The organism is Rhizobium sp. SG741 (genome assembly GCF_012275435.1).
Lineage (GTDB): Bacteria > Pseudomonadota > Alphaproteobacteria > Rhizobiales > Rhizobiaceae > Rhizobium > Rhizobium lusitanum.
The window spans coordinates 285140-299014 of the sequence record NZ_JAAZQP010000004.1; the positions used below are offsets into that span (position 1 = coordinate 285140).

Genomic DNA, 13875 nt, shown 5'->3' on the forward strand with positions numbered 1-13875 from the left:
GCGCCCGCCATTCTATATGGGGTGTGAACAGGGATTTCGCGAGCCATGCAACCCGTCAGGTCGGCAACGGCTTGTCCCAGAGCCAGGAGAATAGCAGGGATTCGGTCAATTCCATGAAGGCATCGAAGGCGCGACGGCTGAGCGTGCCTTGAGCGACTGATTCCTTTGTGTAAAGCGGCAATTCGCGCACCAGTCGCGCGCCCAGGAACACACGAAGCGTCCCGGCTTCATAGTCCCCGGCCACGGGTGCCGTCAGCGGCCAGCGGTAGACGATTCGCGCGGACAGACGGTCAGGCGTGTCGACCGGCACGTAGACATCGACGGGCGTCTTGGCCAGCAGCCCCACCGTCGATTGCGCGCCGCCATAGACGCTGGCATCGCCGATCACTTCCCCGTCGGCGAAAATGCGCTGGCTCTTGAAATTGCTGAGGCCCCATTCGAGCACACGACGGGTCTCTTCTGTCCGCTCCTTGTCGTTCTTCAGGCCGCCAAGCGCCAGGAACAGCCGGCGGCCGTCGCGCTGCACCGAGGCGACGATTGAAAAACCCTCGCCTTCGGTAAAGCCCAGCCCAAGGCCATCGACGCCGATATTGAGCAGCAGCAACGGGTTCTTGTTGCGCTGGTAGATCTTGTTCCAGGTGAAATCCGCCTGGCCGAAATATTTGTAGAGATCCTGATGCTTCTGCTGGAGATCCTGCGCCAGGGCCACCAGTTCCCGCAGCGAGACCTTGCCGCCGCCGTTGGGGTCGTTGGCGTCAGGCAAACCGGTGGAGTTGGTAAAGACAGCCCGCGTCATGCCGAGCTCCCGCGCACGCGACGTCATGCGCCGGGCAAACTCGCGTTCGCTCACCGAAATCCCTTCCGCCAGAACGATGCAGCCATCATTGGCCTGCTGCACGGCGACGCCCTGAATGAGGTCGCCGACCCGCACACGCGACTTCAGCGCGGCAAACATCGTCGACGCACGCGATGGCGCGCCGCCCGTTCGCCAGGCATTTTCCGAGACGGGATATTCCGTATCGAGCGAGATCTCCCCTCGCCCAATAGCATCGAACACGACGTCCAGAGTCATGAGCTTCGCAAGCGAAGCCGGCGAAATCGGTTGATCCTCGTTTTTCGCAAGGAGAATGGTGCCTGTAGAGGCCTCGATCATGAATGCCTGGGCGGCTTTCGTATCGAACGCGCCCGGAACGGCCGGCTGCGCCATGGCTGCCACATTGCCGATGCCCAGGAGAAAAAGGAACAAAAGAATCAAGCGCTTTGGCATACCGTCCCCTCAATCCGACCACCGGCACCTTTATTTTAGTGACGGGTGAAGATTCAGGCAATGACGCCGATCAATCAACCTGCGTCGTGCCTTGATGCTGGCGGCGATAGGCCGAGAGGATCGACTCCTGCGTCAGTCCGTCGTTGCGAACCATGACGGCGTCGAAAGCAAGATCGACATAGACAGTCTTGACCGGGACATTCTGATAGGCGGCGACCATCGAACCGATCGACGGATCGTTGATGCTTGCCATGCCCGGAGCGAAATCCGGACGTTCGTAAGGGATCGGTCCGATCAGCGGCAGAACGACCATGACGGGCTCGGAAGGCTCGGCAGACGGCATCGCGCCGCCGTTCCAGGTCATCGGCGGCGGATTGTTGCGCTTGTTGCCGTTGTAGACCGTGTCCGGCGTCGAGCCGGCGAAAGCCGTGGCCGAATAGGGAGACTGGCGCGGAATGGGGGCGATCGACGGTGCGCGATCGAAGCTGCGCTGCTGGCGGCCGACGCGGACGGGATTATCCGAATCCGGCAGCTGGTCGGCGGTCATCCTGCCATTTGAGGCAACCATCACGCCCGTTGCGATCTGGCCGCCGGGATTGATGCTAGGCAGGCGCGAACCCTTGGGGATGTATGAGGCCATCAGATAGGGGTCGTCGTGACCGTCCATGCGGGCGCGGCCGACATATTGCACGCGCACGTCGCCGGTGCCGCTGTGCTGGAGATCGAGCATCTGCGCCGTCTTGTTGGAAAGATCGATGATGCGGCCGGGATGATAGGGGCCGCGATCGTTGACGCGAACGATGATGGAGGAACCGGTTTCGACATTGGTGACGCGCGCATAGCTCGGCAGCGGGAAAGTCGGATGCGCAGCGGTCAGCGATTGTTGGTCGTAAACTTCGCCATTGGCGGTCAGGCGGCCGTGAAACGCCGAGCCGTACCAGGAAGCGATACCGACCTTGTTATAGCCGTAGTCTTCCTTGGGATAGTACCACTTGCCCTTCACCTGATACGGATTGCCGACCATGAAGCGGCCGCCGCCCTTGGGAACAGGCCCGTTGGCGACAACCCGCGGACTGGCCTTCACGCCATATTCCTTCTCGGAGAAATATTCCTTGCCGTGCTGGCGCGTCGAGGCAACCTTCTGAGACGTTCCACAGGCAGTGATGGTTGCGCACATCAGTGAGAGAGCAAACCAACGCATACCCGTTGCGTATGTCACCGCACGATTTTCGAATTTCATCTGTCCCACGCCGCTACTCAATAATTCTGACGGAGGTCTGCTATAACCGGTACATCCCTCATTCCGGTATCCAGCTACGCCTCAATCACCTAACGGTACTTTAATCATGATTAGAGTTTGTCGATTTTGCGATGCAAATTGAGCGCACTGGGGAAATACCGAAGATCATGGTTAATCTGCGGTAAAATGGGATTTGCCTGAAGTACCGGGCAAGACGGCAAACCGCTCGAACAGCTGGTCTTCCCTCTGTCTTCATCAAGGGTCCCGGATCGGGACAGATCAGAGCAAATTGTGGCCGTCAGAGATGTGCCTTTGACAAGAAGCGAAGGCCCAGTTCAGGAAACTGTATCGCGGCGCATCAGTGTTTCGTGGTGATAGACGTCGCCGACCTTCAGCGCCTCGGTATCGATGGCCCATGCGTTGAAACCAAAAGATTCGTAAAGACGAATGGCCGCCCTATTGGATGAGACGACGCTGAGCCGTTTCAAAACGCTGGAATTGAAGTGGCCTAGCCGCTGGAGACGACTAGGCCACATTTGCCAGGTCAGGGGTCAAATCCGACTGAAGCGCCCTAGCAATAAGACAAGCTTAGTTTTTGTCAATGATGACTGACGGGCCACGAACGAAGAAGATGGCACTATGTCTACTCTATAGCCACCTAACTTGCTCCATAGCTTTCTGACGCCTATGGATTGCTCCGCTGTTCCCTACCCTACCACGGATGATGATGGTGTTCGTCCTGCGGAGACCGACTCACCGGCAGTCGTCTGATCTCCTCGCCGAAGAAGCGGATAGCGTCAACTTTCATGAAAATAGTGGCACTGCCCTCCGGCACACTCCCACCACCGTATTGCGGAACCAGCGATGGGCTGGATCGGCATCCATTCGGGGATGCCACATCGCCGATATTAGGATTTCTGGCGTAGCGACGGGAAGCTCGAAGCTCACCAAGCCCTGGCTGAACGGTTCGGTGCCGACCAGGCCATTTCCGAGACACGAGCGCGGCACAAGCGCGACCAGGTCAGATTGGCGCGCGATGCGCAAGGCGTCCGGGAATCCGGGCACGACAGCGATGACCTCCCGGCTGAGACCGAGTTTCTCCAGGGCATCATCGACTGGCCCCGTAAAACTCCCCTTTCGCGACGCCGCGATATGCCTGGACGCCGCATAGCGCTCGGGTGTCACGGGACCCTTCAGCAAAGGATGCCCATCCCTGACTACACCCAGGAATTTGTCGCGGAAGAGGAAGTGGGTACGCACCTCCGGCGCAAACTCTCCGAGAACGCCAATTTCAAGATCGATCTGCCCTTCTCGGAGCGGCGCGGCATCCTTGACAGGTTTAGGTGCGAACCGCAGGCGGACCCTTGGCGCCGCGTCGGCAATGGCGGCCACCAGGGGAGCAGAGAACAGCGCGATAAAGCCCTCGTTGGCGCGAATGGCGAAGGTCCGCTCCAGCGTGGCGATTTCAAATTGGCCAGCCTGCGGGCTGAGAACGGCTCGAGCTTCGCGAGCAAGCTCGTGAACTCGATCGCGCAACTCGGCGGCGCGGGGCGTTGGGACAAGTCCGCGCCCAGCGCGCACAAGCAGCGGGTCGCCCGTGGCGGACCGGAGCCGTGCGAGGGTCCGGCTCATGGCGGAAGGACTGAGGCCGAGACGGCGCGCAGCGCCGGTCACGCTAACCTCGGTCAGCAGTGCGTCGAGCGCCGGAAGCAGGTTCAGGTCGAGATTGTCCACAACCGCAACCTACATCACTTGACGCCCACAACATAGCGCCTGATGCAACAACAATGTGCATCCTGTGCGTCTGGCGTCAATCCGATGGCGCGCTCATATTCGCTGCCGACACAGCACAACGAAAGATAGCACCCATGTCATCAACCATTTCACACGACACCGCAGGCACGATTCTTCTCATCGGCGCATCGCGTGGCCTCGGACACGCCATGGCCGCCGAGCTCCTGAAAAAGGGGTGGAACGTCGTCGGCACGACGCGCCCGGTCGAAGGCCGAACTGAGCTGCATGACCTGGCCGACGAGAACCCGGGTCGCGTCGAGGTCGAGACCGTCGACATCTGCGAACCGGAGCAGATAGCGGCACTTCGTACTCGCTTGTCGGGCCGGGTGTTCGACATCCTGTTCGTGAACGCCGGCACCGCCAATGCGAATCCCAACGAGACCATCGCCGAGGTATCCACCGAGGAGTTCATCCGCGTGATGGTCACGAATGCACTTGGCCCCATGCGTAGCGTCGAGGCGCTGCAGGATCTTGTCCCCGCAGATGGCCTCATCGGCGTCATGTCGTCAGGACAGGGCAGCATCGCCAACAACACGAACGGTGGGTTTGAAGTCTATCGCGGCAGCAAGTCGGCGCTGAACCAGTATATGCGAAGCTACGCCGCGCGCCACGCGAGCGAGCCGCGCGCCTTGGTGCTGATGGCTCCGGGCTGGATCCGCACGGCACTGGGCGGTCCGAACGCGCCACTCAGCATGGAAGAGGCTATTCCCAGTATCGTGGAGGTGCTTCTCACGAAGCGGGGCAGACCCGGTCTCGAATACCTCGATCGTATGGGGAAAACCGTTCCTTGGTGAACCTCACCGGCGCAGCATTTCTGAATATATTCTATCGCTGGAATTAAGGTGACAGTGCATTCTACCGTGATCGGAGGCCATAGATTTGGCGGAAGAGGTGGGATTCGAACCCACGGTACGGTTTCCCGCACGCCGGTTTTCAAGACCGGTTCCTTAAACCACTCGGACACTCTTCCTGTCGCTACGGCTCGACGCCTAGCAAAAGTGGTTGGCTGGCTTTACAGCTATTCGGGCCGAAGCGTCAACTGGGCCGCGGTGCATCCGTGGCCAACGGCCACGCGAAAAAGATTCCATGACGCCGTTGCTTGTGCGAAAGATTCGGCATCGACTATCCGGAAGGACATCGCCCTCGCCCATGACCTCTGACGATCAATCTCTGTCGCTCGGTCCCAAGCCCCTGGCCGGCCCTGCCCTTGCAGCCTTCTTTGGCCGCGATGCCGTTGGCGTCGCATCCGATCTGATCGGGATGCGGTTCACGGTTGCCGGCATCGGAGGTCGTATCGTCGAGACCGAGGCCTATCGGCCTGATGACGAGGCTTCCCACGCCTATCGCGGTCCAACGCCGCGCAATGCGGCGATGTTCGGTCCGGCCGGCCATGTCTATGTCTATCGCTCCTATGGCATTCACTGGTGTCTGAACTTCGTCTGCCTTACTGGAAGCGCCGTGCTTATTCGGGCGCTGGAGCCGGAGAGCGGCATCGAGGAAATGATACGGCGGCGCGGCATTGCCGATATCGTGTCGCTATGCAACGGGCCGGGAAAGCTCTCGCAGGCGATGGCCATCGACATCGGCCTGAATGGCCTGTCGCTGGATGCGGCGCCTTTCGCTATTTCCTTAGCGGAACCCGTTACCGTCGCTTCCGGCAAACGCATTGGAATCACCAGGAATGTCGATGCGCCCTGGCGGTTCGGCGCGGCGGGTTCGCGCTTCGTCAGTCGTCGTTTTCCCTGATGTTGCAATAAAAAGGCCGCCGGGGTGGTGCCCGGCGGCCCATGCGGCCACGCAGCGAACTGGAAGACTGCGCGGCTATCTTATTCCATGGCAACGCTATGATCGACGGCCGGTGGCGCCTTTGGCTTGCGCAGGAGCACCAGCAGCGGTATGGCGCAGATCGACATCAGCATCAGCAGCTTGAAGTCATCGATGTAGGCGATGATCGTCGCCTGCGTGGTGATCATGCTGTCGAGCGTGGCGCGTCCCACAGCTGTCAAGGGACTGATTCCCTGGGCCGCCGTCGCATCGAAATGGCGGTTGAACGGCGTTACATAGGCGGCGATGTTCGCGTGGTTGACCTGCGTATTTTCCGTGATCAGCATCGAGACGACTGAAATGCCGACGCTGGAGCCGATATTGCGCGAGAGGTTGTAAAGGCCTGTGCCCTCACCGCGCATCTGTGCCGGCAGCGTCGCGAAAGCGATCGTCGTCAACGGCACGAACAGGAAGCCGAGGCCGGCGCCCTGGACGAAGCCGACGGAGATGATGGTTTCTTGCGAGACATCCGGTGTCCAGCCTGTCATCTCGTACATGGCCCACGCGGTCAAAGCGAGACCGATGAACAGCAAGAAGCGCGTATCCACCTTGCCGATCAGCCGTCCCACAAGGAACATGCAGAACATCGTGCCGAGGCCGCGCGGTCCCATGACGATACCGGCGGTGACGACGGGATAGCCCATCAGCGTCTGCAGATAGGGCGTCATCAGGGCGAGCGAGGCCAGATAGGTCACGCCGACGATGAAGATGAACAGCATGCTGACGGCAAAGTTTTGATCGAGGAAGAGCCTCGGGTTCACGAAACTTCGCTCAGCCGTGAACATATGCACGATGAAGAGATAGAAGGCGCAGGCGCAGACGAGCGCCTCGACGATGATCTCGCCCGAATAGAACCAGTCGAGCTGCTCGCCACGATCGAGAAACAATTGCAGCGCGGCAATACCGAGCGAGAGCATACCGAATCCGAACCAATCGAGTTTGGCGAGCGTGTCCAGCTTGGTCTCGGTGACGTAGACGACGATGCCGAAGAAGGCGAGCGCGCCGATCGGCACGTTGATGTAGAACACCCAGCGCCAGCTGATATTGTCGGTCAGCCAGCCGCCGATCACGGGACCGAGCACGGGGCCGACCATCACCGAGACGCCGAACAGCGCCATGGCGCGGCCGCGCTCCTCGACATTGTAGATATCGAGCAGAATGCCCTGCGACAGCGGCACCAGCGCCGCGCCGAATAGGCCCTGCAACAGGCGGAACCCGACGATCTGCGCCAGGGATTCAGAGAGGCCGCAGAGGACCGAAGCGGCGACGAAACCGGCGATCGCCACCAGCAGCACGCGCTTGCGGCCGAACTTTGCAGACAGGAAGCCGGAGGGCGGCGTCATGATCGCTGCTGCGACGATATAAGACGTCAGCACCCAGTTGATCTGGTCGGCGCTGGCGGAGACATCGCCCTGGATATGTGGCAGCGCGACGTTGGCGATGGTGGTGTCCAGCGCCTGCATGATGACAGCCAGGATGACGCAGGCGGTGATCGCGCCGCGATTGGCGATGGGCGCTGATGGCGGAGCGGTGGTGGCGTTACTCATGGTCCTGACCGCGGGAATGGCCCAGCAGATTGCTGACGAAATCCGGCAGGCCGCGGGCATGGCCGGTATCGACGCCGGCGACGACGCTCATCCCGACGCGCAGCGGAGGTTTGCCCTCCATATCGTCGATGCTGATGATCATCGGTATGCGCTGCACGACCTTCACCCAGTTGCCTGTCGTGTTCTGTGCGGGCAGCAGTGAGAAGCTCGAGCCGGATGCCGGTGCGATGCTGGCGACGGTGCCCTTCCAGGTTACGCCCGGATAGGTGTCGACCGAGATGTCGACTTTCTGGCCGGTCCGCACATAGGTCAGCTCGGTTTCCTTCGGGCTGGCGTTGATCCACATATGCGTGGTGGAAACCAACGAGAAGCCCTGCTGCGCAGCCGTCAGGTAGGCGCCGACCTGCAGCGAGGGAACATTGGCGGTGACGCCGTCGAAAGGCGCCCTTACCACAGTGTCGTCGAGCTCGCGCTGCGCATTGTCGACCGCAGCCTTGGCCTGCAGGTAGAGCGGGTTCTGCTCGGGAGGCAGATCGGCAGTGCCATCGCCACCCAATTGTGCGAGGGTCGCGGCAGCTTGTGCCCGGGCAACCGAGACCTTCTGCTGGGCAGCTTCGAGATTGTGCTTGGCCTGGTCATAGGCCGACTCGGAGGCAACCGAACTGTTGATCAAATTCTGCTGACGCTCGAGCTCCGTCTGGTAGTAGGGAATGTCGGCCTGCGCCTGGGCGATCTCGGCCACGGATTGCTTGTAGCTCGCCTGCAGGTTCAGGATCTGGTTTCTGGCGTTGCCGAGCTGCGCCAGCGCGCCTTCGAGCGCGATACGGAACGAATCGGGCTTGAGGCGGAAAAGCACCTGCCCCTTCTTTACGACCTCGTTCTCATGCACATCGACCGATATCACCGTGCCGGAGACGTCGGTGGAAACGCCGACCATGTCGGCCTGGATATAGGCATTGTCCGTGGACATGATCTGTCCGCCGGTGACGTAATAATAGCCACCGATGACGAGGGCGACGGGGAGCAGCGCAAACAGGATCGGCCGCGTCGGGCTGCGGCGCTTGCGCGGCTTTTCGGGAGGCGTGACGGGGCTTGCCGCGGCAACCGCTGCAGGCGGCGGTGTCGGGTTTGGAGATGGGGCCTCGGCCACAGGGGCTTGAATCTGTTCTGAGGAATTTGCGTTTGCGGGTACGCGAAGCGAAGAGGATGCGTCAGCCATGTTGTATCTCTTTGTCGGCTGCCTTCGAGCGGCAGACGTGAAGCAGGTTCGATTTCATGAGGGTGAGCAACTCATAAAGGCGCTCGTTATCCTCCTGCGAGGTTCCGTCGAGCGCTTCCTTGCGCGTTTGGTCGCCTATGCTGCGCATGGTATCGATCAGTGGCCGGGCCTCCTCGCGCATGTAAAGGAGCCAGCTCCGCCGATCGCTCGGATGTTGCCGGCGCTCCACCAGACCGCGCTCGCTAAGCTTGTCGAGAATGCGAACCAGGGTGATCGGTTCGATCTCCAGCATCTCCGCCAGTCCGGCCTGATGGATACCTTCATTGTTCGCGAGATAGGCAAGCGTTTGCCATTGCGATCGCGTCAGTCCCAAATCCTTCGCGCGCTGCTCGAACCGCTTCCGAAGAAGCCGCGCAACGTCATGGAGGAGAAAGCCGAGGGTGGGTAGTGTGTTCATGGCATAAGAAGCCTGCTATTCATAAGCAACCTTATAATTACCGACACCTATAGTAAGCGCCCACGCGATACAAGAGGGCGGGCGATCAAGAAATAGGGACGGTCGAAGATGTCGCGGGGGTGTCGCAAAGATGTCGCACTCCCTTCGCGGGGCCGGCAAGAGATGATGAAAGTCGAGGTTCACCTGCCGATCGATGCCCAAAATCGAAAAGGCGCGGACGATTCGTCCGCGCCTTTTCGGCAGTTTCGCAAGCTGGATGGGCGCGTGGGGCCTGTCCTATCCGTTAAGGGTTCAGCATAGGCTAGCGGCGACTGAGAAGACCGATGAGATAGCCGATGCCGGCTGCGGCAGCGACCATGAAAATCGGCTCCTCGCGAACTCTTTCGCGTAACTGCTCTGTGATCTCCTGGGCTTCCTCCGCGACGACGGACGTCGCTCCTTGCCCGACGGCAGCAAGGCTCTGCGACAGCCTCGATAAATCTTCGCGGAGAGCGGCGACCTGTGCCGCCAAATCTTCCACTGCCGTTTCAGTCTGCGCTCGTGCTGAAGAGGACTGGGCGGAAGCTGATTTCGTCTCTGCCATCGTGTGCTCCTTGTGTTTCTTTGTTGATTAAAACGTCACGGCTCGTCAAAGGTTCCGGCACCTTGGCGCCTCGTCGGGTGATTTCCCCTCTGGCTCTTCAATTCCGGTTCGGATTGTTCTAAGGAACTTCGATTGTTTCGCCTACGGGCGAAGACGTATTTATGACGAGGTTTGCTTTCCAATGTTCGACGTGCTGAGAAAAATCGCCCAGACCTGGCTTGCCAAGGGCTTGTTGCTTCTTCTGGCGGCAGCCTTCGGTGTATGGGGCGTCGAACGTTCGCTCATCACCGGCGGCAACAGTAATACCGTGGTGACCGTCGGCGACCAGCACATCGATACCAATGAATTCCGCCTCGCCTATCGCCGCCAGATTCAGGCCATCAGCCAGCAATTGCGCATGCAGATCACGCCGGAACAGGCCCGCGCCTTCGGTATCGGACAGCAAACCGTGGCACAGCTCGTTGCCGGCGCTTCGCTCGATCAGCTTGCCGCCGATATGAGCCTCGGCCTTTCCCAGGACAAGCTCGCGCAGCTGATCGGCGACGATCCGGCCTTCAAGGCGCCGAACGGCGCTTTCGACCGGCAGAAATTCGAGATGCTTCTGCGCAACAGCAACATCTCGCCCGACGACTACATCAAGGAGCGCAGTAAGGTTGCGGTCCGCGGCCAGATCGTCGAAGCGGTGTCGAACGGCTTCGTCGCTCCGAAGGTTCTGGTCGATGCCGTCAAGCAGTATCACGACGAGCACCGCAGCATCGATTACCTGCTGCTCACCAACGCCAACATCGACCCCGTCAAGGCACCGGCCGACGACGTGTTGTCCAAATGGTTCGAGGGTGTGAAGTCGAAGTACCGCGCTCCCGAATATCGGAAGTTCTCCTATGTGAAATTGCAGGCAGAGGATCTCGCCGATGCGGCGAGTGTGTCGGACGACGAAGTGCGCGCCGAGTTCGACAAGCGCAAGGACAGCTACACGACGCCGGCAACGCGCACGATCGAACAGCTGACCTTCGCCAACAAGGATCTGGCCACTGCGGCCGCCGACGCGCTGAAGACCGGCACGACCTTCGATCAGCTGGTTTCCGATCAGGGCAAGAAGCCTTCCGACGTGCTGCTCGGCACGTTCACGAAGGATCAGGTTCCGGACAAGACGATTGCCGAAGCCGCCTTCGCCGTCGCCAAGGATGGCGGCACGACGCCCGTCGTCGACGGTTCGTTCGGCCCGGTCATTCTGCGTGTCACCAACGTGAAGGCCGAAACGGCGAAGAACTTCGACGACGTCAAGGAAGACATCCGCAAGCAGATTGCGCTCAGCAATGCCGCCAATGAAATCACCAGCGTCCATGACAAGTTCGAGGATCTGCGCGGATCCGGCGTCTCGCTGCAGGAGGCTGCAACGCAGCTGAAGCTGAAGACGGTCGCGATCGATTCGATCGATGCGACCGGCCTCGATCAGTCCGGCAACGAGGTCAAGGATCTGCCGGCAAAACAGCAACTGCTTTCCGAGGTCTTCAAGGCCGACCAGGGCGGCAATCCCGCGCCGCTGACGGTCGGCAACGACGGCTATGTCTGGTACGACATACTTGGCATCACACCCGATCACGATCGTTCGCTCGCCGACGTCCGGGAAAAGGCCGTTGCCGACTGGACTGCCGCGCAGCAGAAGATCGCGCTTGCCGCCAAGGCAACCGAGCTGAAGCAGGAGGTGCAGAAGGGCAAGTCGCTTGCCGATATCGCTGCACCGCTCGGCATCGCCGTGGAAAGCAAGGCCAACATCATGCGCTCGACGGATGATCCGGTTCTCGGCCGTGGCGGCATCGCCGCCGCCTTCTCCGGCCCTGTCGATACGGCCGCCAGTGCCGTCGGCGCAGATGACGCGACGCAGATCCTGCTCAAGGTCACCGATGTCAACGACAACCCGACGACCGATGCCCTGAGCAATGACGATCAGCAGATCGCTCAGATCGCCAATGCCGCCGGCGACGACATCCTCGACCAGATGGTCAGCCAGCTGCAGTCCAAATACGCCGTCACGGTCAATCAGAGCCTCGCCGAGCAGGCGATGTCCCGCTAGGCTCGGTCGGGAGGATGGATAACCAATGGCCGAACTGAAACCTTTCCTCGCCAAGGTCGCCAATCGTGAGGCGCTGACACGAGACGAAGCCCGGCAGGCATTCGAGATCCTGATGTCGGGCGAAGCGACACCGTCGCAGATCGGCGCTTTCCTGATGGCGCTGCGTGTCCGCGGCGAAACGGTCGACGAGATCGTCGGCGCCGTCACCACGATGCGCGCCAAGATGCTGTCGGTGGAAGCGCCAGCTGACGCCATCGATATCGTCGGCACGGGCGGCGATGGCGTTGGCACCTATAACATCTCGACGCTGGCGGCATTCATCGTCGCCGGCGCAGGCGTGCCGGTGGCAAAGCACGGCAACCGTGCGCAGAGCTCCAAGGCCGGCACGGCCGACACGCAGTCGGTGCTCGGCATCAAGCTCGATATCGGTCCCGAGGTGATTGCCCGCTGCATTCGCGAAGCCGGCATAGGCTTCATGTTCGCGCAATTGCACCATTCGTCGATGCGCCATGTCGGCCCGTCCCGCGTCGAGTTGGGCACGCGCACGATCTTCAACCTGTTGGGCCCGTTGTCGAACCCGGCCGGTGCGCGCCGTCAGCTGCTCGGCGTCTTTGCGCCGCAATGGGTCGTACCGCTTGCCGAGGTGCTGAGGGACCTGAATGCCGAAAGCGTTTGGGTCGTGCACGGCAATGGCTTGGACGAGATCACCACGACCGGAGCGACCTCGGTCGCAGCACTTGAAGACGGCAAGATCCGTACCTTCGAGCTGACGCCGGCCGATTTCGGTCTGGCGCATGCCGATCTTGCCGACCTCAAGGGCGGCGATGGCATCGCCAACGCTGCAGCGCTCCGAGATGTGCTCAGCGGTGCGAAAAACGCCTATCGCGACATTGCTCTTGCCAATGCAGCCGCATCGCTTGTCATTGCCGGCAAGGCGGAAACGCTTCATGATGGCATGAAGCTCGCGGCCCAGTCGCTCGACAGCGGCGCGACCGCGGTGGCGCTGGACAAGCTGATCGCCGTCTCCAACGAGGAAGAATAGGTTCAGGACGTCATGACCGATATCCTTCAGAAGATCGAAGCCTACAAGCGCGAGGAAATCGCGGCGGCCAAGGCCAAGGTTCCCCTTGCCGATCTCAAGGCTATGCAGGCAGGTCAGTCCGCGCCGCGCGGCTTCCACAAGGCACTTCTCGCCAAGCAGAGCGCAGGCGTTTTTGGTCTGATTGCCGAAATCAAGAAGGCAAGCCCGTCGAAAGGACTGATCCGCCCAGACTTCGACCCGCCTGCCCTCGCCAAGGCCTATGAGGCGGGTGGTGCTGCCTGCCTCTCGGTACTGACGGATACGCCGAGCTTCCAGGGCGCTCCCGAATTCCTGACGGCTGCGCGCGCCGCCTGCTCCTTGCCGGCACTGCGCAAGGATTTCATGTTCGATACCTATCAGGTGCAGGAAGCCCGCGCCTGGGGCGCCGACTGCATCCTGCTGATCATGGCCTCGCTCTCCGACGACGACGCGCAGCGATTGCAGGACGAAGCTTTCGGCCTTGGCATGGACATGCTTGTCGAGGTTCATGATGCCGAAGAGATGGAACGGGCGCTGAAGCTGTCTTCGCCGCTGATCGGCATCAACAACCGCAATCTGCGTACCTTCGAGGTCAGCCTCACGGTCAGCGAAGCGTTGTCGGCCATGGTGCCGGAGGGTCGCCTGTTGGTCGGCGAGAGCGGTGTCTTCACCCATGCCGATTGCAAGCGCCTCGAAGCCGTCGGTATCACCACTTTCCTCGTCGGCGAAAGCCTGATGCGCAAGGACGATGTCACGGCGGCGACGCGACTGCTGCTGAACGGCGAGACCGGCGTTCTGGCGGCCGAGTAA

12 protein-coding genes and 1 tRNA gene are annotated in these 13875 nt (G+C 60.9%); 5 read left to right on the top strand and 8 right to left on the bottom strand.

Going from position 1 to position 13875, the window contains the following annotated elements; all coding sequences use genetic code 11:
- Nucleotides 1–55: 55 nt before the first annotated feature.
- The 3 genes from FHT29_RS12900 to FHT29_RS12910 all read right to left on the bottom strand — a co-directional run bounded on the left by FHT29_RS12900 (nucleotide 56) and on the right by FHT29_RS12910 (nucleotide 4241).
- The gene (locus FHT29_RS12900; RefSeq protein WP_244655151.1) at nucleotides 56–1207 is read right to left on the bottom strand and encodes a D-alanyl-D-alanine carboxypeptidase family protein; all 1152 of its coding nucleotides are present in this window, start codon (nucleotides 1205–1207) and stop codon (nucleotides 56–58) included.
- A gap of 130 nt (nucleotides 1208–1337) precedes the next feature.
- A complete protein-coding gene (locus tag FHT29_RS12905) occupies nucleotides 1338–2507 on the bottom strand; it encodes a septal ring lytic transglycosylase RlpA family protein (RefSeq protein ID WP_047556740.1) in 1170 nt (389 codons plus the stop codon).
- 804 nt (nucleotides 2508–3311) lie between these two features.
- Nucleotides 3312–4241, bottom strand: a complete 930-nt coding sequence (locus FHT29_RS12910; protein ID WP_047556738.1) for a LysR family transcriptional regulator — start codon at nucleotides 4239–4241, stop codon at nucleotides 3312–3314.
- Between the two features lie 134 nt (nucleotides 4242–4375).
- Between FHT29_RS12910 and FHT29_RS12915 the strand changes: the two genes are divergently transcribed.
- Nucleotides 4376–5095 (top strand): SDR family NAD(P)-dependent oxidoreductase, encoded by a 720-nt coding sequence (locus tag FHT29_RS12915; protein WP_047556736.1) that lies wholly within the window; start codon nucleotides 4376–4378, stop codon nucleotides 5093–5095.
- Nucleotides 5096–5181: 86 nt separating this feature from the next.
- Here the strand turns inward: FHT29_RS12915 and FHT29_RS12920 are convergent.
- A tRNA-Ser gene (locus FHT29_RS12920) sits at nucleotides 5182–5271 on the bottom strand.
- Between the two features lie 179 nt (nucleotides 5272–5450).
- On the opposite strand from FHT29_RS12920, the gene FHT29_RS12925 reads away from it, so the two are divergent.
- On the top strand, nucleotides 5451–6047 hold the full coding sequence (locus FHT29_RS12925; RefSeq protein ID WP_037202161.1) for a DNA-3-methyladenine glycosylase: 597 nt from the start codon (nucleotides 5451–5453) through the stop codon (nucleotides 6045–6047).
- 80 nt (nucleotides 6048–6127) lie between these two features.
- On the opposite strand, the gene FHT29_RS12930 is transcribed toward FHT29_RS12925, so the two are convergent.
- The 4 genes from FHT29_RS12930 to FHT29_RS12945 all read right to left on the bottom strand — a co-directional run bounded on the left by FHT29_RS12930 (nucleotide 6128) and on the right by FHT29_RS12945 (nucleotide 9931).
- Nucleotides 6128–7672 (bottom strand): DHA2 family efflux MFS transporter permease subunit, encoded by a 1545-nt coding sequence (locus tag FHT29_RS12930; RefSeq protein ID WP_047556734.1) that lies wholly within the window; start codon nucleotides 7670–7672, stop codon nucleotides 6128–6130.
- Nucleotides 7665–8891, bottom strand: a complete 1227-nt coding sequence (locus FHT29_RS12935; protein WP_037202165.1) for an HlyD family secretion protein — start codon at nucleotides 8889–8891, stop codon at nucleotides 7665–7667. The genes FHT29_RS12930 and FHT29_RS12935 overlap by 8 nt, the downstream gene beginning before the upstream one ends.
- Nucleotides 8884–9348 (bottom strand): MarR family transcriptional regulator, encoded by a 465-nt coding sequence (locus FHT29_RS12940; protein ID WP_037202168.1) that lies wholly within the window; start codon nucleotides 9346–9348, stop codon nucleotides 8884–8886. Before FHT29_RS12940 ends, FHT29_RS12935 begins: the two co-directional genes overlap by 8 nt.
- A 301-nt stretch (nucleotides 9349–9649) precedes the next feature.
- On the bottom strand, nucleotides 9650–9931 hold the full coding sequence (locus FHT29_RS12945; protein ID WP_047556730.1) for a hypothetical protein: 282 nt from the start codon (nucleotides 9929–9931) through the stop codon (nucleotides 9650–9652).
- A gap of 181 nt (nucleotides 9932–10112) precedes the next feature.
- On the opposite strand from FHT29_RS12945, the gene FHT29_RS12950 reads away from it, so the two are divergent.
- Genes FHT29_RS12950 through trpC form a run of 3 tightly spaced genes read left to right on the top strand, consistent with a single transcriptional unit; the run spans nucleotide 10113 to nucleotide 13875 of the window.
- The gene (locus FHT29_RS12950) at nucleotides 10113–12005 is read left to right on the top strand and encodes a peptidylprolyl isomerase (RefSeq protein ID WP_037202173.1); all 1893 of its coding nucleotides are present in this window, start codon (nucleotides 10113–10115) and stop codon (nucleotides 12003–12005) included.
- A gap of 25 nt (nucleotides 12006–12030) precedes the next feature.
- Entirely contained in the window at nucleotides 12031–13047 is a 1017-nt protein-coding gene (gene trpD / locus FHT29_RS12955) for an anthranilate phosphoribosyltransferase (RefSeq protein ID WP_047556727.1), read from the top strand.
- A gap of 12 nt (nucleotides 13048–13059) precedes the next feature.
- Complete coding sequence (gene trpC / locus FHT29_RS12960; RefSeq protein ID WP_047556725.1) at nucleotides 13060–13875, top strand: indole-3-glycerol phosphate synthase TrpC; 816 nt, start codon at nucleotides 13060–13062, stop codon at nucleotides 13873–13875.